This window comes from Frankia sp. AgB32 (genome assembly GCF_023243045.1).
Lineage (GTDB): Bacteria > Actinomycetota > Actinomycetes > Frankiales > Frankiaceae > Frankia.
The window spans coordinates 11,233-36,467 of the sequence record NZ_JALKFX010000094.1 but is presented as its reverse complement, the minus strand read 5'-3'; the positions used below and the strand labels follow the sequence as shown (position 1 = coordinate 36,467).

Below are 25,235 nucleotides of genomic sequence, written 5' to 3'. Positions count from 1 at the left end.
GGCCCGGGTCCCCAGGCCCCGGGGGCGAGGGGGGGGCGCCCCGGGGGCGGGGCGGCGCCGAGGCGGGCTTCGGCCTGACGCCCTCCGGCAGCGCGCTGCCGTGGATCCACGAGCCCTTTGTGATTCATCTTACTATCTATGGATCTTCCGTGTCTTCGGGAAGCTGATTGTTCGTGTGTGTCGGCAGTGTCGTGTTCTTGGTCGCGTCCCCCCGGCCGCCATTGTCTGCCGGCCGATAACGTGTCGCCGTGTCCATTCCTGTTCCCGTGGTCGCGCGGGCCACTCCGCCCCCGTTGCCGATCGTGCCTAACATTGCACCTTCAAGGCCGCTTGACGTCCGGACGGCGGCCGTCTTCCACCATTCCGATGTCCTGTACTTTTTGTCTTTCGTCGCCGTTCTGGCGGTTGTCGGGGTCGCGCTGTCGCTGATGGGTACGCTCGTCGGCCGTGGAGAACCGCGTCCTCGGCGACACGTCGTGCGCGGTTTCGAAGCATTTTCCGCGGCGGCGCTCCCGGTCCGCACCCGCCGGCGTGGCCGGGGGGGCGAACCCGGCTGTTCAGCAGTCGGGGCGGCGCACCCGATATTCAGGTCATCCGTCGGCGAACTACCGGGCGGTGGTCACGCCGGTGACCATTCCCGCGCCTGCGCGACCAGGCCCGACCAGTCCGCGCCATGGCCTCTGGCCCGACGGGCGAGAGTGAGAATTCCATCCGACAGCCACGCGCTCGGCCGCACAGCGCAGGCGGCCAGAGCCCTCGTCGCCAGGATTTCCGCCTCGTCCAGATCCCGTCCGCGCAGCGCTGCCGAGGCCTGGTAGAGCCGGACAGCGGCGAGCGCTCCCGAGGACCTGGAACGGCCAAACAGGTGGGCCGCCTCGACCAGCCGCTGCTGCCCCTCGTCCAATGCCCCGGCCGCCACCAGCGCCGCGCCGCCGAAGGTCGGCAGATAGCCGGGATGAATCCCGTCCAGGCTGTATCCCGCCGGCCCGGCGGGCAGTTTCGCGGCGATCGAGTCCGCGGCGTGCAACGCGGCGACGATGTCGTCCGTCGGCATGTCGCGGGCCGCCATGATGTGTGCCTCGGTGGTGATCGCGAGGACCGCGGCATGCGTGTGCGGGGCCGTCGCGCGGGCGGCCCGCGCGAGCCGCAGACCGTCTCCCGTGCTCTGGAAGGAGTAGGCCGCGAGCTCGGCCAGCACCACGCCGGCATGGGCGGCGGTCGTGGCGTCCCCGACCTGCTTCGCGACGACCAGGGCCGCCCGCGCCGAGGTGGTTGCCTGGCCGGGCAGGCCGTTGTCCCGCTGCGCCACCGAGGTCACGAGCAGGATTCGGCCGTGCGTGCGTAACCAGTCCCGGCGCAGTTCCGGGCCGAGCCGCCAGCGCCCGATGGTGTGGGCGTGCCGCTGCAGGACGTCGAGGCGTTGGATGAGCTCGGCCGGGGAGGTGGTCTCCCAGCGGCGCGCGAGCGTCCCGAGGGCGGACTCGACCTGGTTGAGGGCTGTGCGGCTGTCTGCCGTCACCGCGGTCACCTCGCTTGCCCCGACCGCGCCGAGGGCACAGGTGATCGTCCCCGCGATGAGCAGCGCGCGACGGTCCGTCGAGGCGTCCATGCGGTACTCCTGACGGTCACGGCCTGGCGGACCGGGCACGTGTCCCACGTAACCGCACGTGCAACCATGATGTTCTCCGCCCGGGATCCCAACGCAGTAAGACAACGATAACCGTTTAAGCATCGTTATGTCGGCCAGACGTTGGGGTCGGACCTTTCGTGTGCCATTCCCGGCCGCTGTGGAGGGTCGGTGGAGAAGGCGGCCTATCCGGGCTGGCCCGAGAGTGGTCATTTCGGATCAGATCGTCCCGTTAAGGCGACCTGGGGGTGGCGTTCACCGCGCGGAGCATCACCGGTCGAGGCGCCATCAAGGCGAAAGTGGGCGCGGCGGGCGTACGTTCCCGCCGGCAACCCTCGTAAGATGACAAACAGGCCGACGCGTACCGACCTGCCGCTTACCGCCCGGTCCGGATGGAGCGTCTACCCGCGGTCCGCCGCGGCGGCCGGCAGCCCGTCAAGGGCCGCCCGCAGATCGGCGGCCAGGTCGTCCACCGATTCGATCCCGACCGACAGCCGCACCAGTTCCGCCGGCACCGCGAGCGGGGAGTCCGCGACCGACGCATGCGTCATGCTGGCCGGATGCTCGATCAGGCTCTCCACGCCACCCAGCGACTCGGCCAGCGTGAACAGCCTGGTCCGCCCGCACACCGCGAGCGCGGTCGCAGAGCCCGCCCGCACCGTGAACGAGACCATTCCGCCGAAGTCCCGCATCTGTTTCACCGCCACCGGATACCCGGGATGACCGGGTAGTCCCGGGTAACGGACCATATCGACAGCCGGATGAGCCACCAGCAGGTCGGCGAGGTGGCGGGCGTTCGCGCAGTGCCGGTCCATCCGAACTCCGAGGGTCCGGATTCCCCGCAGGACCAGCCAGCAGTCGAACGGGCTGGGCACGGCGCCGGCCGCGTTCTGCAGGAACCGCAACCGGTCGGCGAGGTCCGCGTCGTTGACGACGAGCGCCCCGCCCACGACGTCGCTGTGGCCGCCGAGGTACTTCGTGGTCGAGTGCACGACGGCATCGGCGCCCAGGGTCAGCGGCCGCTGCAGGTAGGGCGAGGCGAAGGTGTTGTCCACCGCGAGCAGGGCGTCCGCGTCGTGGGCGAGGTCGGCGAGGGCGGCGATGTCGGCGATCGTCAGCAGCGGGTTCGTCGGCGTCTCGCACCACACCAGGCGGGTCACGCCCGGGCGGATCGCGGCCCGGGTGGCCGCCAGGTCGGTGAGGTCGACGCTGGTGTGCTCCACCCCCCACGCGCCGAGTACGCGGGCGATGAGCCGGTAGGTGCCGCCATAGGCGTCGGCGGGCAGAACGACGTGGTCGCCGGGGCGGCACACCGTCCGGCACAGGGTGTCGGTAGCCGCCATGCCGGAGGAGAAGGCCAGGCCTTCCCGGCCTCCCTCCAGCGCGGCGATGCTGGTCTCCAGGGCGGTCCGGGTCGGATTGCCGGACCGGGAGTACTCGTAGCCGGCACGCAGACCGCCGACACCGTCCTGGATGAACGTCGACGACAGATGGATGGGTACGACCACCGCCCCGGTCAGCGGGTCGGGCTCCTGACCGACGTGGATCGCGATCGTCTCGAAGCCGTCGGCGAGCTGCTCGTCAACCATGCCGCCACGCTACGGCCACCCCGGGTCGGCGGGCGGCGGGGCACGCGGCCCGCGCCGACACCGTCCGCCCGCCGGTCGCGGCCGGCTCAGACCGACGGCGTGGTGGACAGGAAACTGAGCAGGTCGGACCGGGTGAGGATGCCGACGGGATTGCCGTCGTCGTGCACCAGGACCGCCGGCTCGTCGCCGAGCACCGGGACGATCCGGGCCAGCGGCTCGCCGATCCCGACCGTCGGCAGCGGCGGTGACAGGTGGTCGGTCACCGGCGCGCCCACCGCGGACCGGTCGGCGAACACGGCGGCCAGCAGGTGCCGCTCGATCACCGAACCGGCGACCTCGGCCGCCCGCAGCGGCGGCTCGTGCCGCACCACCGGCATCTGCGAGACGTTGTACTCCCGCAGGTAGGAGATGGCCGCGCCGACCGTCTCGGTCGGATGGACGTGCACCAGGTCCGGCGGCCCGCTGGTCTGCTCGGACTTGTGCCGCAGGGCGTCGGCCACGGTGGGGCCGTTCGCCGGGGGCTCCAGGAAGCCGTACTCGTACATCCAGTCGTCGTTGAAGATCTTCGAGAGGTAGCCGCGGCCCGAGTCCGGCAGCAGCACGACGACGACGTCGTCCGCGGTGAGCTCGCGGGCGACCCGCAGGGCCGCGACCACCGCGAGGCCGCACGAGCCGCCGACCAGCAGCCCACAGCGGCGCGCCAGCTCGCGGGTCATCAGGAAGGAGTCGCGGTCGCTGACCGCCTCGACCCGGTCGACCACCGACTTGTCGTAGGTGGCCGGCCAGATGTCCTCACCGACCCCCTCCACCAGGTACGGCCGGCCACTGCCGCCCGAGTAGACCGAACCCTCCGGGTCCGCGCCGATGATCTGGACGGTGCCGCCGGAGACCTCCTTGAGGTACCGGCCCACGCCGCTGATCGTGCCGCCGGTGCCGATCCCGGCCACGAAGTGGGTGACCCGGCCCTCGGTGGCCTGCCAGATCTCCGGGCCGGTGGTGGCCCGGTGCGCCGCCGGGTTGTGGGGATTGGAGTACTGGTCCGGGCTCCAGCCGCCGGGGGTCTCGCGCACCAGCCGGCGGGCGACCTCGTAGTACGAGCGGGGATCATCGGGCGCGACCGCCGTCGGGCAGACGACGACCTCCGCTCCGTAGGCCCGCAGGACCGCCCGCTTCTCCTCGCTGATCTTGTCGGGCATGGTGAACACGCAGCGGTAGCCCTGCCGCGCCGCGACCAGCGCGAGACCGACGCCGGTGTTGCCACTGGTCGGTTCGATGATGGTGCCACCCGGGCGAAGCTCGCCGGCCTCCTCGGCGGCGGCGACCATCGCCAGCGCCACCCGGTCCTTCACCGACCCGCCGGGATTGAGGTACTCCAGCTTGCCCAGCACCGGCGCCGGCGTCTGGTCGATCCCCGGGGTGAGCCGGACCAGCGGGGTGTCGCCGACGAGGTCGATGACATGGTCGAACACCTGCATACCGGTCTCCACCCATCAGCCGACGTGGCGGGGCGTGACGCCCCCGCGCACCGAACGGAACCGCCGCCGTCGACGGTAGCGAGTCATGGCCCGGTCTGCCGGCCGGTCGACGATTCATGAACACTCAACCGGCGGGGTAGGACAAACATGGGCGACGCCGCGTCGCCGTCCGGGTCGGCGCGAGGGAGGGACGAGCGGGTCATGCGATTGGTGCTCAACGTCATCTGGCTGGTTCTGTGTGGGTTTTGGCTCGCCATCGGCTACACCCTCGCGGCACTGGTGTGTTTCATTCTCATCATCACGATCCCCTTCGGCATCGCGTCACTGCGGATGGCCAGCTTCGCGCTGTGGCCGTTCGGCCGGAAGGTGGTGGACCGTCCGGACGCGGGCGGCGCCTCGCTCATCGGCAACGTCCTCTGGATCATCTTCGCCGGCTGGTGGCTGGCCCTCGGGCATCTCACCACCGGGGTGGCGCTCTGCCTGACGATCATCGGGATCCCGCTCGGCCTGGCGAACTTCAAGCTGATCCCGGTATCGCTGATGCCGCTGGGCAAGGAGATCGTGTCCACCGACGAGCCGGCCTTCCGCTGACCGACCGGCGGCCCCGCCCCGGCGGCACCGCCTTCGCCCGGCCCGGACTCGAACGGCCTGTCCAGCCCTGCTGGGCAGACCATCGAGACCGGGCCGGCCCTGGCGGCCCGGCGCCGCAGGCGCCTTCAGCGGCCCAGCGCGGTCTGCAGATCGCGGACGTGTTCCTGGGTCTGCGCGAGCAGGGGGCGCAGCGCCTCCGCGACATCGGCCAGCCCCAGCTCGGCGGCCTGACCGAAGCGTTCGCGGTAGCGGCCGAGCTGCTCGGACTCCAGCCGGAGGTCGGCGAGCAGTGCGTCCTGCGCGCCGCTTGCCGGACGCACCGTGGACACATCGCTGGTCGGGGTGCCGCCGAGGAACGAGATCTGCTCGGCGAGGACCTGGGCGTGGGCGAGCTCCTGGGGCAGATGGCGCCGGATCTCGTCGGCGACCGCGAGAAACTCCGGTCCCGTGAAGGTGGCGCCGTGCTGGATGTACTGGATGATCGACTGGTACTCCGAGCTGAGATCCTCGTTGAGCAGCTTGACGAACGTCTCCTGATCCATGCCGCGCGTCCTCCCGCAGGTGTTTCCGGCCGGAGGGGTCCAGCCGGTCTGAGCGGGATGCCCGTTCTCGACGCTGTCATGCCGGCTCGAGACGTCTCGCGCTGTTTCGGGCGCCGGAGCTCAGTGGCCGCCGCCGCGCCGTCTGCGCTCCGGGCCCGCGGTGAGGATGTCCGGCTCGGCGGCGCCGGCCCGGCCGCCACGGCGGGAGCGGACGACCTCGGGCCCCGTGGGCAGGCGTGCGGGGTCCGGGGGGCGCCGGGCGGTGGCGTCCGCTGCCGCCGGCATGGCTACTCGCGGTGCGGCGACGCGCGGCCTGGGGTTGCCCAGCTGCCGGCCAGTGACCGGCAGCTGTTCACCGATCAGGTCCGTCAGGGCGACCAGGGGTCGACTGCCCCATTGGTGGTGGTGGCCGTCGCCCGGTCGCCGGATCGGCGCGGTCGCCGGATCGGCGCACTCGGCCTCCTCGATCTCACCGCGGGACCGGAACCAGCCGAACGACGCGTGCCGACCGCGCAGTACGGCGTTCTCCGAGCGGACGATCACCAACAGGGCGGTGGCGAAGGCGGCTCGGGTACGGGTCTCGGCGAGTTGCCGTTCCAGTTCGGCGACATAGGCCGGATCAACCTCGCCGGGGCCAGGGCCAGGGTCGTCCTGGGCCGGAGTGGAGCCGAACGCATCGTGGTGCAGCGGCCGACACCGGTCGAGGTGGGCCGCGCGCTGGGTCTGGTCGTCCGGGAACAGCAACTCGACGTAGTTTTCGATGACTTCCCACTCGATCTGTTTCTCGCCGCGGAACTGGCGGCTCAGATCGCGGGCACGGGCCCGCCGGATCTTGCCATCGTCATGGTCGGACCAGACTTTGCAGACGACCATCTCGTAGCTCACCCGGTAGGGACGATTGAGCGCATGCAGATGCTGAAGGAGCTTGAGCTGGGTCTTGTTCTCCAGTTCGGGTCTGGGTCCGCGGGGTCGGGCTCCGGAAAGAGTCATCGGCGTGCCGTCCGATCGTCGTGGTGGTGCCCCTGGGCGCGAACTGGCACCGATCTTCGCCGGTGTCGTGACGTCACTGCCGTTCATCGCGGTCCGGCGGTCGCCCGACTTGACGACCTGGCCATTTCGCGGACGCGAAGCTCGCACCGACACTATCGGTTCCTTTCTGTAACGGACCGGTGGACGCGCAACTACGAGTACGCGGAAGCGTCGCCGGTGTCAACTGTGCGGCCACGGACCTTCCTGACTGGAATATCCTGTGTTCGCGCCTGTCCGTCGGCTGTTCGTCGCCTGACCAACACTCGGCAGGAGTTCGGGGGATGTGTGGGTGCCGGTGCGTAGTAGCTGTCCGCATGGGCGCTGGTCCGCGCGGGTCCGACCTGGGCCGCGCCGTCGCGGCGAGGACGGCGCTCATCAAACCATCCGTCCACGGGTGGTTTTCGCGGCCGGTGTCCAGGCATAGGTCATGTTATTTGTGGCGCGTGAATTCGGCGATGAATTCGGCCCGGATCCGTGGGGTGCGAAGTCCTGACTTGTCCCGTGGATCCCGCGGTCTCGTGGTCGGGGTGTTCCGGGTGGGCGGACCGGCGCGGCGGCGGCCCGGCCGAGTGGGCCTGCGGCGGTGTGGTTGGGAGTCGGGTGTCTTGCCGGGGTGACCGGCCGCGCGGCGAGTTGTCCGTTGCGGCACGATGTGTACGCCGATGGCCCGGTCCGCTGCCGCTGGCGGGCCCATGTCTTGCCGCGCGCCGGGTTCGGTTCCACCGGCGGCCGAACATGCTTGGCGAACTGGCCGGAATTTCCGGCCCTGGCTAACCCTCTCGCCAAGACCGCCAGATCCGATCGAAATCGCCTTGACCTCACGTCAGGTTCAAGCCATATGGTTCCTTAGGCGACCCTGCGGGCCACCGTGTTGCCGGCTGGCGCCTTCGGTTGTTCGTGCTGCATCGGCTACGGTGCGTTGCGCGGATCCGGGCCGCCAGCACGAGAACCCGCGCTGCTCGTGGCCGCCGGTGGGATCGTCATGTCGTCGCGGCGGCCGGCTGACCAGCCTCGCGACCGCGCAGCAGAGAGGACCGTATGCTCATCCAACTACTGCGGGGGCATCTGGGGCGCTACAGCGGCCAGATCGCGGCCCTGGTGGCACTGCAACTCGTGTCGACGCTCGGCATGCTGTACCTGCCGACCCTGAACGCCGACATCATCGATCACGGCGTCATCACCGGCGACACCGACTACATCCTGCGCATCGGCGCGATCATGCTTGCGGTCAGCGTGGTGCAGCTCGGCAGCGCAGGCGTGGCGGTGTTGTTCGGTGCCCGCACGGCGATGGCCGTTGGTCGGGACATGCGGGCCGCGGTGTTCGACCGGGTACAGGCGTTCTCGGCGCGGGAGGTGGGCAGCTTCGGTGCGCCCTCCCTCATCACCCGGGCGACGAACGACGTCCAGCAGGTACAGATGCTGGTCCTGCTGTCCTTCACGCTGATGGTCTCGGCACCGATCATGTGTCTCGGCGGGATCATCCTGGCGGTGAACCAGGATGCCAGGCTGTCGCTGCTGCTGGTCGGGATCGTGCCGGTCCTGCTGGCTGTCGTCGCGCTGATCGTGCGGCGGATGCGCCCGCTGGGGCGCGGTATGCAGGAACGGCTGGACACGGTCAACCGAATCCTGCGCGAGCAGCTCACCGGCCTGCGGGTGATCCGCGCCTTCGTGCGTGACGATCACGAGCGCCGCCGTTTCGATGTCGCCAACGTCGACCTGACCGATGTCTCGCTGCGCTTCGGCCGGCTGATGGCGCTGATGTTCCCCCTCGTGCTCACCGTCGTGAACTTCTCCACCGTCGCGGTGCTCTGGTTCGGGTCGCACCGGATCGACTCGGGGGAGATGCAGATCGGTGCGCTGACGGCGTTCCTCAGCTACCTCATGCAGATCCTCGTGTCGGTGATGATGGCGACCTTCATGTTCATGATGATTCCGCGGGCGGAGGTGTGCGCCGAACGCATCCAGGAGGTGATGTCGACGGAGTCGTCGCTGGTGCCGCCGGCCAGTCCGGTGCGTGCGCTGCACGGCCACGGTCGGCTGGAGCTGCGGGACGTGGGCTTCCGTTATCCCGGTGCGGAGGTCCCGGTGCTTTGCGACGTCGATCTGGTCGCCGGCCCCGGCCGGACCACGGCGGTCATCGGCAGCACGGGCAGTGGGAAGACCACCCTGCTCGGGCTCATTCCGCGGATCGCCGAGGCGACCGAGGGCAGCGTGCTCGTCGACGGCGTCGACGTCCGCGAGATCGACCCGGCGCTGCTGGCCCGCACCGTCGGCATCGTGCCGCAGCGGCCGTATCTGTTCACCGGGACGATCGCCTCGAACCTGCGTTACGGCAACCCGGACGCCACGGATGAGGAACTCTGGCGGGCGCTGGAGATCGCGCAGGCCAGGCAGTTCGTCGAGGCGATGCCGGACGGGCTCGACAGCCCGATCGCGCAGGGCGGCACCAACGTCTCCGGCGGCCAGCGCCAGCGCCTCGCCATCGCCCGGGTGCTGGTCCACCGCCCGGAGATCTACCTGTTCGACGACTCCTTCTCCGCGCTGGACTACGCCACCGACGCCCGGCTGCGCGCGGCGCTGGCGCAGGAGACGGCCGAGGCGACCGTCGTCATCGTCGCCCAGCGGGTGTCGACGATCCGTGACGCCGACCAGATCATCGTGCTGGAAGGCGGCGAGGTGGTCGGGCGGGGAACCCACCATCAGCTGATGGCGGACAACCAGACCTATCGCGAGATTGTCCTGTCGCAGCTCACCGAGCAGGAGGCCGCGTGACCACGGCGTCTGCACCGCGCCGCCCGCCCGCCCCGATGCCGGGCCCGGCGCGGTTCATGAGCGGCCACGTCGAGAAGTCGGCCGACTTCGGTGGCTCGGCCCGTCGCCTGCTGGGCCTGCTGCGGCCCCAGCGGGCGGTGCTGGGCGCCGCCGTCCTGCTGGCGATGGTGTCCGTTGCGCTGAACGTGACCGGGCCGCGGCTGCTCGGGCACGCGACGGACCTCGTCCTCGAAGGGGTGTTCAACCGCCGGGTGCCGGCCGGCGTGACGCAGGCGCAGGCCGTCGCGCAGTTGCGGGCCCAGGGGCACGGCACCCAGGCCAACCTGCTCGCGGCCATGAAGGTCCAGCCCGGCCACGGGATGGACTTCCACGCCATCGGTCGGGTGCTGCTGCTGGTCGCCGTGATCTACCTGGTGTCGGGAATCTGCGGAGTGGCGCAGGCGCGGCTGACGAACCTGGCGATCCAGCGGGTCGTCGGCAAGCTGCGTACCGACGTGCAGCAGAAGATCTCCCGGCTGCCCATCCGCTACTTCGACGGGCAGGCCCGCGGGGAGGTGCTCAGCCGGGTCACCAACGACATCGACAACCTCGGCCAGAGCCTCCAGCAGACGATCTCCCAGCTGGTCGTCTCGACGCTGACCATCGTCGGCGTGCTGTCGATGATGATCTGGATCTCCTGGTTGCTGGCGATCGTCGCGGTGGTGACGGTGCCGGCGTCGATGTTCGTGGCGGCGCGGCTCGGCCGGCTGGCCCAGCCCCAGTTCGTCTCCCAGTGGCGCTACACCGGCCGGCTCAACGCGCACATCGAGGAGATGTACACGGGGCACACGCTGGTGCGGGCCTTCGGTCGCCAGGAGGAGTCGGCGCAGACCTTCCGGGAGTACAACGAGCAGCTCTACGAGGCGAGCTGGCGGGCACAGTCCATCTCCGGGATCATGCAGCCGGCGATGATGTTCATCGGCAACCTCAACTACGTCGTGGTGGCCGTGGTCGGTGGGCTGCGAGTTGCCTCCGGCGCGCTGTCGATCGGCGACGTCCAGGCGTTCATCCAGTACTCGCGGCAGTTCAGCCAGCCGATCTCGCAGGTCGCGAGCATGGCGAACCTGCTGCAGTCCGGGGTGGCGTCGGCCGAGCGCGTGTTCGAGCTGCTGGACACCGCGGAGCAGAACGCCGACCCGGCCGAGCTGGCCGCGAGCGAGCTGACGGTGCGTGGCCGGGTCGCCTTCGAGCACGTCGACTTCCGCTACAAGCCGGACCGGCCGCTGATCGAGGATCTGTCCCTGGTGGCCGAGCCCGGCCACACCGTCGCGATCGTCGGTCCCACCGGTGCCGGCAAGACGACGCTGATCAACTTGTTGATGCGCTTCTACGACGTCACGGCCGGCCAGATCACCCTCGACGGCGTCGACATCGCCTCGATGCCGCGCGACCAGCTGCGGGCACAGATCGGCATGGTGCTGCAGGACACCTGGCTCTTCGGCGGCACCATCGCCGACAACATCGCCTACGGTGCCGAGAGGGCGACCCGCGGGCAGATCATGGCCGCGGCGCAGGCCGCTCATGTCGACCGGTTCGTCCGCACCCTGCCCGCCGGCTACGACACGGTGCTCGACGACGAGGGGAGCGGGATCAGCGCCGGGGAGAAGCAGCTGATCACGATCGCCCGGGCGTTCCTGGTCCAGCCGCTGATCCTCGTTCTCGACGAGGCCACCAGCTCGGTGGACACGCGGACCGAGGTGCTCATCCAGCAGGCGATGTCGAAGCTGCGGGCCGGGCGGACGGCCTTCGTCATCGCCCATCGGCTCTCGACGATCCGGGACGCGGACACGATCCTGGTGATGGAGAAGGGCGCGATCGTCGAGCAGGGTGACCACACCGAGCTGCTCGCCGCGGGCGGGGCCTACGCGCGGCTGTACCAGTCGCAGTTCGCCCAGGCCGTGGCGGAGGTCTGAGCCCCGGCCTCGCGGTTTCGGCGGGGCACCGGGTGCGGTCATCGACGCGCACCCGGCGCCCGGCCTGGTGGGTGTCCGGTCAGCCGATCAGGCTGAGCAGGTCGCGTCCGTCCTGCCAGGTGCCGGTCACATCGGCGAAGGAGCCGCTCCGCCACTGCAGCAGCCGTACCGCGCTGTTGCAGACCGCGGGGAAGATCGTGAGCTGCTTGCCGTCGCAGGTGTACGGGTGGGCCATGATGTTCGGCTCGTCGTGCGTGGCGCGCAGTGCGGTGGTCAGGCTGTCCGCCGTGGGCTGGGGCAGGCGGGCCAGCAGGGTCCGCAGGTTGAGCACGGTCGAGAAGGCCCCCTGCGATGCCGAGGTGCGGTCGTTGGGCTTCAGCGCCGCGCGGAACGCGGCGGCATCCGCGTCGCCGCCGGTGGTCCCGACCGGCAGGTAGCTGGAGGCGAAGTAGAGGTTGTCGGTCTGGCCGCCCGCCGCCTGTGGCACCGCCGGGGTGGCGCAGGCGCCGATCAGGTAGATGTCACTGTGGACGTTCAGCGCGGCCGCCGCCTGCACGATCCGGGCGCACGCCGCGGCCTGGAAGACGACGATGATCGCGTCCGGGTTGCCGGCCGCGGCCTGGGTGAGCGCCGGCGCGAAGTCGGCCGCGTCGGACTTCTCCGCGATCAGCTTGACGTCCGAAACGCCCTTCTTATGGAAAATGTTCTGCGAACCCTGGATCGCCGCGGTCAGCAGGCCCGGCAGGTCGACATACAGCGCGTGCACACTGTGAACGTGCTTCGTGGCGGTCAGGTAGTTCGTGATTCCGAGGAGTTCCGCCACGGAGCCGCCGGACAGTGCGAAGGCATTCTTGGAGTCGAGCTCACCACTGAGCTGTGGTGATCCGGTGACGTAGGGGATGTGTGCCGACTCGTAAATCGGCATCGCGGCCTGGGTGCCGAAGTCGACGCCGCCGACGACCGCGACCGGCTTTTCCGCGACCAGCCGGTTGGCGCAGTTCTGGGAGGATTCCGGCGAGCCGTCGGTGGCGCAGGTGACCAGCCGCAGCGGCCGCCCACCCACCCCGCCGAGAGCGGTGTTCACCCGGTTTACCGCCGCCTGGGCGGCGACCCGGGTCTCCGGATATGACCCAAGAGTGCTGCCTTCGACCGTGACGAAGCCGAGCGTCAGCGGCGGCCCGGTCAGGTGACTCGTCGTAGCGCTGCCAGGGGTGGCGTCGCCTGATGAGCCACCGCGCTGGCTCGTGCACCCGACGCCTGCCAGGGCGACGGTGAGGGCGACGGAGAACGCGAGGAGGACGCGGGAAGCTTGTCTCACGGGCGGTCAAGCTACACTCCATCTCACCCGGAACCGGAATGAGACCGCCGACTGGCGGGACTGGAGTGATGCGGTGACCACGCGTCCGCACTTCCAGACCTCGTGCAACGGTTGACCTCGATGCTGGACATCTGCGTGGGAGCCTCGTGACCGCCTATGTGGCAGCTATGCTGCTGGGCCTGGGCCCGGGCGCCGTGTACGCGGCGCTGGGTCTGGGTCTCGTGCTCACGTATCGTGCGTCCGGCGTCATCAACATCGCACATGGTGCGATCGCAATGTACGCGACCTATCAGTACGCCGAACTTCGTGAGGTCGGGGATCTCGTGCTCCCGGTCGTCGGCGTGCCACCCCGAATTCATCTTTCCGACACCCCGTCGTTTCCGTTGGCATTCGGCGTCTCGCTCACCATGGCCGCTCTGCTGTCGCTGGCGGTGTATCTCGTGGTGTTCCGCCCGCTGCGCCGGGCCCAACCGATGATGACGGTGGTCGCCGCGGTCGGACTCACTATCGCGCTGCAGGCCGTGGCAGTGATCCAGTTCGGCGCGGACAACCGGTTCCTGCAGCCGGTGCTGCCACAGAAGGCGGTGCACCTGCTCGGGGTCACCGTGCCGCGCGACCGGCTGCTCCTGGCCGGGATCGTCGCGCTCGCCGCGGTGGCGCTGTGGGCGATGTCCCGCTGGACCGCGTTCGGCCTGGCGACCAGGGCGGTTGCCGACGACGAGGAGACGACGGCACTGCTCGGCCGGCGGCCGACCCTGATCGCGGCGGCGAACTGGATGCTCGCGGCGGTGCTCGCGGCCGTCGCCGGCATCCTCGTCGCCCCGATCAGTTCGCTGAACCCGACGGGCTATTCGCTCCTCGTCGTGCCGGCGCTCGCCGCCGCGCTGCTCGGCGGGGTGTCCTCGTTCGGCCTGACCTTCCTCGGCGCGCTGGCCATCGGCGTCGCGCAGGGACTGCTGCTGCCGCTGCAGCAGGACGTCAGCTGGCTCAACCAGCCAGGCCTGCGTGCGCTGCTTCCGATGATCATGGTTGTGGTGGTGGCCGCCCGGCGCGGGGCGCTGCTTCCCGGCCGGTCCGCCAGCGCCGTGGTGTCCGCGCCGCTGCCCGTCGTCGCGCCGCCGCGCAGCCCCCTTGCCGGGCTGCTGATCGGCGTGCCCGTCGGGGTGGTCGCGCTGTTCGCGCTCAGCGGCGCGTACCGGCTCGGGTTGGAACGCAGCCTCGCCGGCGCGGTGGTGTGTTTGTCGTTCGTGGTGCTCACCGGCTACGTCGGTCAGCTTTCCCTGGCCCAGATGACGCTGGCCGGGGTGGCCGGGTTCCTGCTGGCCCGGCTGGAGGGCGAGCTCGGTGTGCCGTTCCCGATCGCGCCGGTGCTCGCCACCGTCGCGGCGGCCGCCGCCGGGCTGCTGCTCAGCTTCGCCGCCCGGCGCCTGCGCGGGGTCGACCTGGCGTTGATCACGCTCGTGGCGGGTGTCGCCCTCCAGGAGGCGGTGTTCGGCAATCCGCTGATCACCGGGGGGCTCAGGGGCTCGTCGGTGCCGGGCCCGACGCTGTTCGGCGTGGATCTGGGGATCGCCGGCGCGGGCTTCCCCCGGGTCCAGTTCGGGTTGCTGGCGCTGACGGTGCTGGCCGCCTGTGGCTACGGCGTGGCCAGGCTGCGGACGGCGGGACCCGGCCGGCAGATGCTCGCGGTCCGGGCGAACGAGCGGGCGGCGGCCGCCGCCGGTATCGACGTACGCCGCACCCGGGCGGTCGCCTTCACCCTGTCCGCCGCGCTCGCCGGCCTCGGCGGCTGCCTCATCGGGTACGGCCAGGGCCGGCTGTCGTTCGACTCCTTCGGTGTGACGGCGTCGCTGTTCTTCCTCGCGATCGCCGCGGTCGGCGGGGTGACCAGCGTCGCCGGCGCGCTCGTCGCGGGCCTGCTGGTGCCGGGCGGGCTGGCGTTCACCCTGCTGGACCGGGCGTTCGGGCTGGGCCGGTACCAGCAGCTCCTCTGCGGCCTCGCCGTGATCGCGCTGGCCGTGCTGCGGCCCGCCGGCCTCGTCCACCGATCCGTCCGCGGGCCGTGGGGCGCGAAGGCCGAGGCGCCCCAGCTCGGTGACCCACCGTCCGGCCCGCAGCGCCCGGGCGCCGAGGACCGGTCGCGGCTCGTCCCGCACCACGCGGAGCCGGGGAGCACACCGTGAGCGTTCTGTCGGTGGACATGCTCGCCGCCGGGCAGGGCCGCAGCCGCATCATCGAGGACGTCTCGTTCCGGCTCGAGGCCGGCACCGTCACCGGGCTCATCGGGCCGAACGGCGCGGGCAAGACGACCCTGATCGACGCCCTCACCGGCTTCGCGACGATCTTCGCGGGCAGTGTCAACCTCGGTGGTGTCGCCCTGACCGACCTGCCCGCGCACGAGCGGCAGCGGCTGGGACTCGCCCGTACCTTCCAGGCGCTGGAACTCTTCGACAGCCTGGAGGTCGCCGAGAACCTCGCCGTCGTCGCGCGCACGGGCCGGCGTGCCACCGCCGGTGGACGTCATGACGCGAGCGTGCCGGCGGCGCGGGCGACCAGCGGCGGGCATCGACGCCGGCCTCCGTCCGGACCGCGGTCCCGGTCCGCCAGCGCGGCGTCCGCGACCACGCCGGATCTCCGCCCGCTGGGGTTGGCACAGATCGCCGACCGGCTGCCCGCGACGCTGACGCACGACGAGCGGGCCGCCGTCGCCCTCGGTCGAGCCCTGATCGGCGCCCCGAAGGTGCTGCTGCTGGACGAGCCGGCGGCGGGGCTCGACCCGGCGGACCGGCACGAGCTGGCCGCCCGCGTGCGAGGCGCTGCCGGCAGCGGCGTTGCCGTACTGCTGGTGGACCACGACGTGCAGCTTGTCCTCGACATCTGTGATCATGTTCTTGTTCTGGACAGCGGCCGAATCGTAGCCCGCGGCCAGCCCGCGCAGGTCCGCTCCGACCCCGCCGTCCGCGCGGCCTACCTCGGCGAACCGGACGAGTCCTCGGCGTCCTCGGCGTCGGCGTCCTCGGCGTCGGCCCAGCAGCATGGGCCGCGGCCGGTCGAGACCCAGCCGGTCGAAATCCGGCCGCGCGAGTCCCCGTCGGATCCGGCGGGCCGGTCCGCGTCCGAGCCCGGCGGCGACCTGCTGGTGTTTGAGGGGGTCACCAGTGGCTACAACGAGGGCCCTGTGCTGCGGGACGTCTCCCTGACCGTGCGGGCCGGCGAGATCGTGGCGCTGCTGGGCGCGAACGGGGCCGGTAAGACGACGCTGATCCGTACCGCGGCCGGACTGGTGCCGGCCAGCGCCGGTCGGATCGCGCTGCTCGGCGACTGGACCCGGCGGGTCCGGCCGAGTGTGCTGGCGCGTCGCGGGTTGGCGGTCGTCCCGCAGGGACGTGGCGCGCTCGGGCGGCTGACGGTTCGGGAGAACCTGAAACTGGCCGCCGGGCGGCAGAACCGGGGCGAGATCGAGCGGGTGCTGGGCTGGTTCCCGCCGCTCGGTCCGCTGCTCGACCGGGCGGCGGGGGAGCTGTCCGGCGGTGAGCGCCAGCGCCTCGCGCTGGCCGTCGCGCTGGTGCGCCGGCCGAGGCTGCTGCTGGTCGACGAGCTGTCCTTCGGACTTGCCCCGGGGGTGGCGCCCCAGCTGCTCGAACTGCTGCGAACGATCGCCGCGGAGACGTCCACGGGGGTGCTGCTCGTCGAGCAGTTCGCCGCGATCGCGTTGCGGGTGGCCGACCGCGGTTACGTCCTGGACCGGGGCCGGATCGCCCTGTCCGCCTCCGCCGCGGAGCTCGCGGCCCGGCCCGATCTCCTCGAAGCGAGCTATCTCGGCGCGGCTGTTCCCTCCGCTCCCGCCGACGAGCCGCCGCGCGGGTAGCCGGGAATCCGCGGCATTCCCGGATCCCGGGGCGTGACCTCCCGCGTCGGCCTACGCTGGTGCGAGCGGGAACAACAAAGCGCGGGAGCTCCGAACGAGGGGCTGAGAGGGCGGCTGGGGCCGCCGACCGCAGAACCTGTCCGGGTAATGCCGGCGTAGGGAGTTCATACGGTGTCTTCATTGTCTGTTTCACCGCCGCCATCCACCCCTGTCTCCACCGGGCCGTTGGCGGGCAGCCGGCGCACCTGGCTCGCCGGCCCTGACGGTGACCTGCGGGTGCCGATGCGGGAGGTCGTGCTCAGCACCGGCGACACCGTCGTGCTGTACGACACGTCCGGTCCCTACACCGATCCGGACGTCGACATCGACGTGCGCCGTGGCCTGCCACCGCTGCGGGCCGGCTGGACGGCCGCCCGCGGTGACACCGTGAGCGGCGGCGTCCGGGGCGCCCGCCGCGCGGCGCCCGGGAGGGGTGCTGTCACCCAGCTCGCCTATGCGCGGCGCGGAGAAATCACCCGCGAGATGGAGTTCGTCGCCGTGCGGGAGGGACTGCCGGCCGAGGCGGTGCGGGCCGAGATCGCGGCCGGTCGGGCCGTGCTGCCCGCGAACGTCAACCATTCCGAGCTGGAACCGATGGCGATCGGCCGCGCCTTTCTGGTGAAGATAAACGCGAATCTCGGCAATTCAGCCGTGACCTCCTCCATCGAGGAGGAGGTCGAGAAGATGGTGTGGGCAACGCGTTGGGGCGCTGACGCGGTCATGGACCTGTCCACCGGCGCGGACATTCACCGCACGCGCGAGTGGATCCTGCGCAACGCCCCCGTCCCGGTTGGCACGGTGCCGATCTACGAGGCCCTGGAGCAGGTGGGCGGGCGCCCGGAGGAACTCACCTGGGAGGTCTACCGGGACACGGTTATCCGCCAGTGCGAACAGGGCGTCGACTACATGACGGTGCACGCCGGGGTGCTGCTGCGGTACATCCCGCTGACCGCGCGGCGCCGGACCGGGATCGTCTCGCGCGGCGGTTCCATCCTCGCGGCCTGGTGCCTTGCCCATCACGAGGAGAACTTTCTCTACACCCACTTCACGGAGCTCTGCGAGATTCTGGCGGCGTACGACGTCACGTTCTCCCTCGGTGACGGCCTGCGGCCCGGGTCCGTCTCCGACGCCAATGACGAGGCGCAGCTCGCGGAGCTGGCCACCCTCGGGGAGCTGACCCGGATCGCCTGGGAGCACGACGTCCAGGTGATGGTGGAGGGCCCGGGACATGTGCCGCTGCACCGGGTCGAGGAAAACGTGCGGCTCCAGCGGGAGATCTGCCACGACGCCCCCTTCTACACACTCGGGCCGCTGACCACCGACATCGCACCCGGCTACGACCACATCACCTCGGCGATCGGCGCGGCCGTGATCGGCTGGCACGGCACCGCGATGCTCTGCTACGTCACCCCGAAGGAACACCTCGGCCTGCCCGACCGGGACGACGTCAAGGCCGGCGTCATCGCCTACAAGATCGCCGCGCACGCCGCCGACCTGGCCAAGGGGCATCCCGGCGCCCAGGCATGGGATGACGCCCTGTCGGACGCGCGGTTCGAGTTCCGTTGGGAGGACCAGTTCCACCTGGCCCTCGATCCGGACACCGCCCGCGCCTACCACGACGAGACCCTGCCGGCACCCGCCGCGAAATCGGCGCATTTCTGTTCGATGTGCGGCCCGCACTTCTGCTCGATGAAGCTGTCCCACCAGGTGCGGGCCCGGTCGGGCGATGGCGGCGACGAAACGGCCGCCGCGGAGGTGATCGAGGACGGCCTGCGCGCGAAGGCCGAGGAGTTCACCGCCGGCGGCAACCGGCTGTACCTCCCGCTCGCCCAGCATCTCCCGCCGGCTCAGCATCTCCCGCCGGCTCAGCATCTCCCGCCTGCCCAGCCCTGAGGGATCTCAGCTACGGCGGCGCGGGCCGGGAAACGGGGGCGGTGTGTCGGGGCGGAAACGCCCCGACAGGGACGCTTCGAGCCCGCGCCGCAAGGTGGCCTTCGCCGCGTCGTCGTCCAGTCCGACAAGGTCGATGTACGCGATGCCGCGCAGCAGGCCCTCCGGCCGGCACTCCTCGACCCGCACCGGTATGAGCCGGCGGTTCACCCCGGCCCGGTCGGTGTCCCACACCGTCGCCCACTCGGCCTGCACCCGCGGTGCCCGCAGGTAGTTCTCGGTGAGCACGATGACCATCCGCCTGGAGTTTCTGATCGCCGTGTCCAGCTGGTGCACCCAGTGCTCTCCGGCCACGACCCAGGCCTGGAGGTGCACATAGTGGCCGTTGCTCTCCAGCTCCCAGGCGAGCCACTGGCCCCAGCCGTCGTCCTCGCTGGCGACGGAGACAATGAAGTCCCAGCTTCTGATGCCGCTCGCGGCTTCGGGGAGATCGGGGGTGAGCGACGGCGTGTCGTCGAACGCTGTTCTTGAACCGGGCAACCCCACCCAGGCCGTCTGGTCGTGACCGCCACTCGGGATATGGACGTCGACGGGGTGGAACTCCGCCGGGTCGAGCCCTCGCAACCCGGGGCGAACGGTCGACTCGAACAGGGACGACGAAACAATCACGGCCACATCGGCGGCGCGCGACTCGAGTAGTAGACGACCGACTGCCGGGGCGTCGGCCAGGCGGACGGCCGCCACCGCGGCTGATCTCCCAAAATCCGCGCCCGCGGCCTCATCGATCGTGGCGCTGTCGAGATACAGCCCCAGTCGCAGCCGGATCCGGTCGGCGGCAGCACGCGCGCCGTTGTGGGCCGTCATCATGCGTACCAGCTCGCGCACAAGATCGGCGACCACAACCGCTGGTGACACGCCGCCGTGGATCACGCTGAGCAGTCCAGCGCCGCGTTCCTGCGAGCGAAGTGCGCCGGGAGGCAGCCCGCACCTCTCGGTGGCCCGCTCAAGAATCTCGCGAAGGCCAGCCTGCCAGTCGACTGGCGCCAGCGAGCCGGCCGGGCTGATCCGTACCGGATCGACGGCGAGGAACAGCCCCGGGCCCGGCTGCGGCCGGGTGCCGGCCGGCGGGCGCGATGAGGCCCGGCGTCCGTTGTCGGCGCTGGTTCCGCCGTCCCGGGCCACGGCCAGGCCCGCAGCGGCAGCGAAGATCCGGTTGGCAGGATAGGCCCTGCTGGCAACGTCAAGGATCCGTCGCCGGCCGTCGACCAGGATGCCAAGGCTGAGCAGATTGTCGATCTCCTGCCAGAATTCCAGTGAGGACTGCCCCGTCCAGGACGGTTGCCGGGACCGGTCGATCCCGGCCCGCTCGAGCAGCTGAGCGGCCTGGCTCGCGCGGTGGAACGCGGTCGCGAGGGCTGCCACCTCGTTCTCGCTCAGCCGATCCGTCACGGGTCCCCCGAAAAAGTCTGGTCACCTCGGCAGAGAACAGCACGACGGCCCGCGCCGGGCACCACGATTCGCCCGGCCAGACCATCTCCGCTGATCGTACGTGGCAGCGGAGCGGTGGAATGGAACGAGCGGCCGGGTGGCACAATCGTCGGTGTGCCCGGGGGGAATACGCCAACTGTCAGAGGCCCGGCCGGTGGCCTGTCGCCGGGACGAGACTTCCTGCTCTCGCACGCCCAGGCGGATGCTGTCTGGGCGGAGTGGATTGCGTGGCAGGTGGAGGAGGCCGGGTTCAGCGTTCTCTCGCGCGATTTGTTCAGCACTACCGAGAACTGGGACCGAGCCTTTCGGGTGGGCCTGCGTTCGGGCAGCGGCGTTGTCGTGCTGTTTTCCAGGGCCTATCTGCGCTCCCTGCACGGACAGGGTGAATGGCAGGCAGTTCTGGGACTGCCGGACGCGCCCGTCCGGCAGTTGCTGATCCGCCTTGACGACTGTGCGGTGCCGGCGGCGCCGGCGACCGCGGACGTGATTGATCTGGTCGGGCTGGATGAACGGGCGGCCCGGGACCGGATCCTGGGCGTCGTCCGCGCCGCTGCCGCCGCTGAGGGCCGCGCGGCACCGGAGCCGGAGAGGCGGCCGATCGTGCCCCTGGAGCGGGTCTTTCGCTCTGTGGGCGTTCCTGCTCTCACGTTCGTGGAGCCCATCGACTACGTCGACTTCCGGGTCGCGCTGCGTTCCCCGGGGGTCGGCGTCGTGCTGGAGGGACCGGCCGGAATCGGCAAGACCACGCTGCTGCAGTGGGCGATGCGGCATGAGGAGCTGCGGCTGGGTCGGTTGCGGACCTTCACCGCCCGAAGCCCGCATGATGTCGCCCGGCTGGGGGCGCTTTCCGACGCCGACCTCACCGGTGTCATCGCGGTGGACGACTTTCACCGGCTGCCGCTGGACGTCCAGCGGACGCTGGTGGACCGCATGAAACTACTCGCCGACTCGGAGGACGACACCAGCAAGATCGTCGTGGTGGGCATCCCGGATACCGGCCGGGCCCTCATGTCGCTGAGCTACGACATCGGTCCTCGCCTCCAGGTGTTCAGTCTGGGATCCGCCACCTACGACCAGATTCTCAGCCTGATCACCAAGGGCGAGCGGGTGCTCAACATCCGTTTCGAGGCCAGGTCCGACCTGGTCGATGCCGCCGGCGGGAGTCTCGCCACAGCGCAGTCGTTGTGCAAGGCGGCGGCCGCGCTGAGCCGGGTCGAGGAGACAATGCCCGGCGAGCTGCCGACAGTGGTGCGGCTGGATCTCCAGACCGCCCGCGCCTGGGCGATGCGCCAGCTGCAGCACTTCAAGTCCGCGGTCGACACCTTCGCCGGGCTGGACGGCCCCGAGGAGACCGCCTGTATCGCGTTGCTCAACGACCTCGCCGCATCGTCGGACGGGTCGATCGTGGTGAGGGATGTCTGCCAGCGTCGACCGGAGCTGACCGCGACGCTGACGCGGGTGTTCGCCGATGCGGCCGACCGGTTTGCCCCCGGCACCGAGCTCGGGCGGCTGTTCCACTACGATGCCCGAAGCAGCCGGCTGAGCACGGACGACCCGCAACTTGGGTTCTACCTGCGGAATCTGGACCGTGCCGCGATGCGGGCCGCCGCCGGTAAGCACCAGGTGGCACGTCGGCAGTCCGCCTTCATCTGCTATAGCCACCGGGACAGCCGCTGGCTGGAGCGGCTGGTGGTGCACCTCAGCCCGCTCGAGCGGGCTGGCCTGCTCGATGTCTGGTCGGATCGGCGCATCAGCCTCGGCGATGACTGGCAGGCGCGCATCGAGGTCGCCCTGGACGCGGCGCGGATCGCGGTCCTGCTGGTGAGCGCCGACTTCCTGGATTCGACCTTCATTCGCACCGTCGAACTTCCCCAGCTGATCGCCGCCGCCGCCGCGGGAGGCTGCCGGATCATCCCGATCCTGGTGAGTGCCAGCCAGTTCCCGACGATGCCGGACCTGAACCGCTACAAGCACGCGAATCCTGGCGGTCGCACCCTGAACGCCCTCGACGGAGAGGCGGCGGAGGAGGTACTGGCCACCATCGCGGGGGAACTGACCCTGCTGCTCGAGCCACCGCCCAGTCCTGAACCTCCGGGCACCTGACAGAGGGATGCCGCGGCCGCGGTCGAACAGGCCGACGTCGGGAAGTTGACTTGCGTGGGTGGCGGCCGAACTGTCGCCCTACGCTGCCCGATGTGGCTTCCGTAACGGTGTCGCCCCCCAGCGCGACGTCGCTGCCTCCGTCGGGTGCGCCCGGCGGAGGCGCGCTGCCATCGACGTCGAGCGGACCTGGCTCGTCGGCGTCGGTCCCGCCGGCCTCGGCAGCTGGCCGGCGCCGGCCGCAGTGGAGGGTCGGCGGCTGGGTGCGGCGCCGGGCGGCCACCCCGCCGGGGCGGCTGCGGCTGGTCTCGATCGGCCTCGTGGTGGCGATCGTGCTGCTGTGGTTGACGGCGTTCGCGACGACGGTCGCCCGGCAGCATGCCGTCGACGTCGTCCGGGGCACGGCGGGGCCGGGGTTCCTCGCGGCGCAGCGGGTGCACGCGGACCTGTCGGAGGCCGACGCCAGCGCCGCCGCCGCGTTCCTGGCCGGCGGCGTCGAGCCGGTCGCCCAGCGCCGGGCCTATCAGCACAGTCTCGCCCAGGCATCCACGCAGGTCCTGACGTTGGCGAGGGCTCGGGGGACCGCGTCCACGCAGGACGAGCTGACGACGCTGGCCAGTCAGATTCCGGTGTACTCGGGCCTCGTGGACCAGGCCCGGGCGGACAATCGGCTCGGGTTCGCGGTGGGCGGCGCCTACCTGCGGCAGGCCTCGACCCTCATGCAGACCGTGATCCTCCCGGCGGCCGACCGGCTGGCGGCGGCGGAGGCGGACCGGATCGACGACGGCTACCGTCGGGCGACGTACTGGTGGCAGCCGGTACTGGTCACTCTCACCGGGCTGCTCGCCCTGGGCGGTCTGGTCGTCGCGCAGGTGGTGCTGGCCCGGCGCACCCACCGGTATCTGAACGTTGCGCTGGTGGCGGCGACGGTGGTGACGGCCGTCGCCTTCGGGCTGACCCTGTCGGCGTTGTCGGCGCAGCGATCCCGGCTCCTCGACGGGCGTGACGGCGGTTTCGTGCCGATGACGCTCGTCGCCCAGGCCCGGGTGCTGGCGCTGCGGGCCTGGGGCGACAGCAGCCTGTCCCTGATCGCCCACGGCGACGGCGCGGACCAGGACAGCGACGCCATCGCCGCCTCGGCCCGGCTCGGCTACGACCGGTCGGGCCATGCGATCGGCTCCGGCGTGCTGCCCGCGGCCGCCCGGCTCGGCGGCCCCGACGCCGCGACCCGCGCGCCGCTGCCCGGGTACTGGGCGGCCTACGCGACGACCGCCGCGCGGATCCGTTTCGACGCGGCTGACCTCGGCGGCTTCCAGAACGCGGTTGGCCTCGCCCTCGGGGACGGCACGACGGCGTTCCGCCGCTTCGACACCGCCGCCGACACCGCGCTCGCCACCAGCCAGCGCCGGTTCGACACCCGGCTGACCTCCGCCGACGACGCGCTGGGCGGTCTCGCGGCCGAGGTCAGCGTGGCTTTGGCCCTGGCCGTGGTCGGCATCCTCGCCGGCTACCAAGCGAGAATCAACGATTTTCGATGACGCGTGCTCCCCGCCGAGCCGGTCTGGCCGGCCTCCTTGTCGCCGTCACCGCGCTGGTCACGGCCTGTTCGACGGTGTCGAGCCGAGTGCCCGCCGAGGCACGCCCGCTGGAGCTGCCCACCGTGCACCCGGCACCGGCACCGGCACCGACGTCGGCGGCCCCGAATTCGGCGGGCTCGGCGCCGGGCTGCACCGATGCGCGGGCGAGCTGGCGACCAGCCGCGTCCCAGCCGGCGCCGGGAGCGATGCCGGCGGGAAGCCTCATGGCGGAGATCGTCCGTCGCGGCTATCTGCGGGTCGCGGTGCTCGGCGACGTCCCGCCGTTCGGGTCGGTCGACGCGCTGTCCGGGCAGACGGAGGGCTTCGACGTCGACATCGCGGGCGAGGTCGGCCGGGCGCTGTTCGGCTCCGACGGCCATGTACGACTGCGCAACGTCAACAACGCCGAGCGGATCGGCGTCGTCCGCGACAACCAGGTCGACATGGCCGTCGCGACGATGACGGTGAACTGCCAGCGCCGGACCCAGGTCGACTTCTCCTCCGTCTACTACGAGGCGCAGCAGAAAATTCTGGTCCAGACCGGCTCGCCCTACCGCAGCCTCGCCGACCTCGGCGGGAAGAAGGTGTGCGCGGCGGCCGGGACGACCACGATCCAACGGATCTCGCAGGGCGTGGGCTCGTCCCGGCCGCAGGCCTACCCGGTGACGAACGTCGCCGACTGCCTGGTCGCTCTCCAGCAGGGCAAGGTCGACGCGGTGTCCAGCGACGACTCCGTGCTCGCCGGCATGATCGCGCAGGACCCGCACCTGAGCATCGTCGGCCCGTCGCTGGAGGAGGAGCCGGACGCGATCGCCATCAGCCGCGCGCACCCGGAGTTCACCCGGTTCGTCAACGGCGTGCTCGCCCGGATCTTCACCGACGGGACCTGGGCGCGGATCTACACCCGTTGGCTGGGGGAGCTGGGGCCGGTCCCGGCCGCGCCGACACCGAGCTACCGCGACGGACCCTGAGGGTGACACCAGGACTGACACGATGATCGCCGAGGGACTGTCCGGCGTGGACACCTCCGTCGCGCGCCTGCGGCAGGTGTCCACGGAACTCGCCGCCGCGCTGATCGAACTCGATGCCCATCCGGGCCGGGCGCTGCTGGACCCGGCCCGTCGCAGCGGGGCGACGGCCGTCCGCGCCACCGTCGCGCTCGACCGGCTGACCTGGCTGTGGGCGCGCTACCTGACGCTGTTCGATCTGCTCGCGAAGGTGGACGCGACCGCGGGCCGGCGGACCGGCCGGCGACGCGAGCACGTGGCCGCGCTGCTGGACGCCGCCGGAACGGGGGCCCCCCCCCCCCGGCCGCCCCCCCCCCCCCCCGCCCCCCCCGCCCCAGGCCCCCCGGCCGCCGGCGGGCGGGGCCAGGCGG

General features: G+C 71.2%; 16 protein-coding genes, 1 pseudogene and 1 riboswitch. Of the genes and pseudogenes, 10 read left to right on the top strand and 7 right to left on the bottom strand.

Annotated features, from left to right (window positions below; translation table 11 throughout):
- Positions 1–619: 619 nt before the first annotated feature.
- The 3 genes from MXD60_RS22085 to MXD60_RS22075 all read right to left on the bottom strand — a co-directional run bounded on the left by MXD60_RS22085 (position 620) and on the right by MXD60_RS22075 (position 4,691).
- Complete coding sequence (locus tag MXD60_RS22085) at positions 620–1,609, bottom strand: hypothetical protein (protein ID WP_248821247.1); 990 nt, start codon at positions 1,607–1,609, stop codon at positions 620–622.
- 419 nt (positions 1,610–2,028) lie between these two features.
- A complete protein-coding gene (locus tag MXD60_RS22080) occupies positions 2,029–3,216 on the bottom strand; it encodes a cystathionine gamma-synthase (protein WP_248821246.1) in 1,188 nt (395 codons plus the stop codon).
- 86 nt (positions 3,217–3,302) lie between these two features.
- On the bottom strand, positions 3,303–4,691 hold the full coding sequence (locus tag MXD60_RS22075) for a cystathionine beta-synthase (protein WP_248821245.1): 1,389 nt from the start codon (positions 4,689–4,691) through the stop codon (positions 3,303–3,305).
- 201 nt (positions 4,692–4,892) lie between these two features.
- Here MXD60_RS22075 and MXD60_RS22070 point away from each other — a divergent pair, with 201 nt between their 5' ends.
- Positions 4,893–5,282 (top strand): YccF domain-containing protein, encoded by a 390-nt coding sequence (locus MXD60_RS22070; protein ID WP_248821250.1) that lies wholly within the window; start codon positions 4,893–4,895, stop codon positions 5,280–5,282.
- A gap of 125 nt (positions 5,283–5,407) precedes the next feature.
- Here MXD60_RS22070 and MXD60_RS22065 read toward each other — a convergent pair whose 3' ends face one another.
- Both MXD60_RS22065 and MXD60_RS22060 read right to left on the bottom strand, forming a co-directional pair.
- The gene (locus MXD60_RS22065) at positions 5,408–5,824 is read right to left on the bottom strand and encodes a ferritin-like domain-containing protein (RefSeq protein WP_248821244.1); all 417 of its coding nucleotides are present in this window, start codon (positions 5,822–5,824) and stop codon (positions 5,408–5,410) included.
- A 120-nt stretch (positions 5,825–5,944) separates the two neighbouring features.
- Positions 5,945–6,814, bottom strand: a complete 870-nt coding sequence (locus MXD60_RS22060) for a hypothetical protein (RefSeq protein ID WP_248821243.1) — start codon at positions 6,812–6,814, stop codon at positions 5,945–5,947.
- Between the two features lie 1,077 nt (positions 6,815–7,891).
- On the opposite strand from MXD60_RS22060, the gene MXD60_RS22055 reads away from it, so the two are divergent.
- Together MXD60_RS22055 and MXD60_RS22050 are read left to right on the top strand one after the other, a co-directional pair.
- The gene (locus MXD60_RS22055; RefSeq protein ID WP_248821242.1) at positions 7,892–9,625 is read left to right on the top strand and encodes an ABC transporter ATP-binding protein; all 1,734 of its coding nucleotides are present in this window, start codon (positions 7,892–7,894) and stop codon (positions 9,623–9,625) included.
- 35 nt (positions 9,626–9,660) lie between these two features.
- Complete coding sequence (locus MXD60_RS22050; RefSeq protein ID WP_248821249.1) at positions 9,661–11,577, top strand: ABC transporter ATP-binding protein; 1,917 nt, start codon at positions 9,661–9,663, stop codon at positions 11,575–11,577.
- Positions 11,578–11,656: 79 nt separating this feature from the next.
- Here the strand turns inward: MXD60_RS22050 and MXD60_RS22045 are convergent, their stop codons facing one another.
- Positions 11,657–12,895 (bottom strand): ABC transporter substrate-binding protein, encoded by a 1,239-nt coding sequence (locus MXD60_RS22045; protein WP_248821241.1) that lies wholly within the window; start codon positions 12,893–12,895, stop codon positions 11,657–11,659.
- Positions 12,896–13,062: 167 nt separating this feature from the next.
- Between MXD60_RS22045 and MXD60_RS22040 the strand changes: the two genes are divergently transcribed.
- The 3 genes from MXD60_RS22040 to thiC all read left to right on the top strand — a co-directional run bounded on the left by MXD60_RS22040 (position 13,063) and on the right by thiC (position 18,695).
- On the top strand, positions 13,063–15,078 hold the full coding sequence (locus MXD60_RS22040; protein ID WP_248821240.1) for a branched-chain amino acid ABC transporter permease: 2,016 nt from the start codon (positions 13,063–13,065) through the stop codon (positions 15,076–15,078).
- Positions 15,075–16,763, top strand: a complete 1,689-nt coding sequence (locus MXD60_RS22035) for an ATP-binding cassette domain-containing protein (protein ID WP_518468446.1) — start codon at positions 15,075–15,077, stop codon at positions 16,761–16,763. The genes MXD60_RS22040 and MXD60_RS22035 overlap by 4 nt, the downstream gene beginning before the upstream one ends.
- Positions 16,764–16,834: 71 nt before the next feature.
- Positions 16,835–16,942: riboswitch (TPP riboswitch) on the top strand.
- Positions 16,935–18,695 (top strand): phosphomethylpyrimidine synthase ThiC, encoded by a 1,761-nt coding sequence (gene thiC, locus MXD60_RS22030; RefSeq protein WP_518468444.1) that lies wholly within the window; start codon positions 16,935–16,937, stop codon positions 18,693–18,695. It overlaps the preceding riboswitch by 8 nt.
- A 6-nt stretch (positions 18,696–18,701) precedes the next feature.
- Here thiC and MXD60_RS22025 read toward each other — a convergent pair whose 3' ends face one another.
- Positions 18,702–20,141 carry a toll/interleukin-1 receptor domain-containing protein gene (locus MXD60_RS22025; RefSeq protein ID WP_248821238.1) on the bottom strand — a complete coding sequence of 480 codons (1,440 nt, stop codon included), beginning with the start codon at positions 20,139–20,141 and terminating at the stop codon, positions 18,702–18,704.
- Between MXD60_RS22025 and MXD60_RS22020 the strand changes: the two genes are divergently transcribed.
- The 4 genes and pseudogenes from MXD60_RS22020 to MXD60_RS22005 all read left to right on the top strand — a co-directional run.
- Positions 20,088–22,283: a TIR domain-containing protein gene (locus tag MXD60_RS22020; protein WP_308222565.1), complete on the top strand. Its 2,196-nt coding sequence runs from the start codon at positions 20,088–20,090 to the stop codon at positions 22,281–22,283. The genes MXD60_RS22025 and MXD60_RS22020 overlap by 54 nt on opposite strands.
- 260 nt (positions 22,284–22,543) lie before the next feature.
- On the top strand, positions 22,544–23,818 hold the full coding sequence (locus MXD60_RS22015) for a GlnX family signal transduction membrane protein (RefSeq protein ID WP_248821236.1): 1,275 nt from the start codon (positions 22,544–22,546) through the stop codon (positions 23,816–23,818).
- Positions 23,815–24,828, top strand: coding sequence for a glutamate ABC transporter substrate-binding protein (locus tag MXD60_RS22010; protein ID WP_248821235.1), 1,014 nt, complete (start codon positions 23,815–23,817; stop codon positions 24,826–24,828). The genes MXD60_RS22015 and MXD60_RS22010 overlap by 4 nt, the downstream gene beginning before the upstream one ends.
- A gap of 22 nt (positions 24,829–24,850) precedes the next feature.
- Positions 24,851–25,235, top strand: a pseudogene (locus tag MXD60_RS22005) (hypothetical protein); the annotation flags it as partial.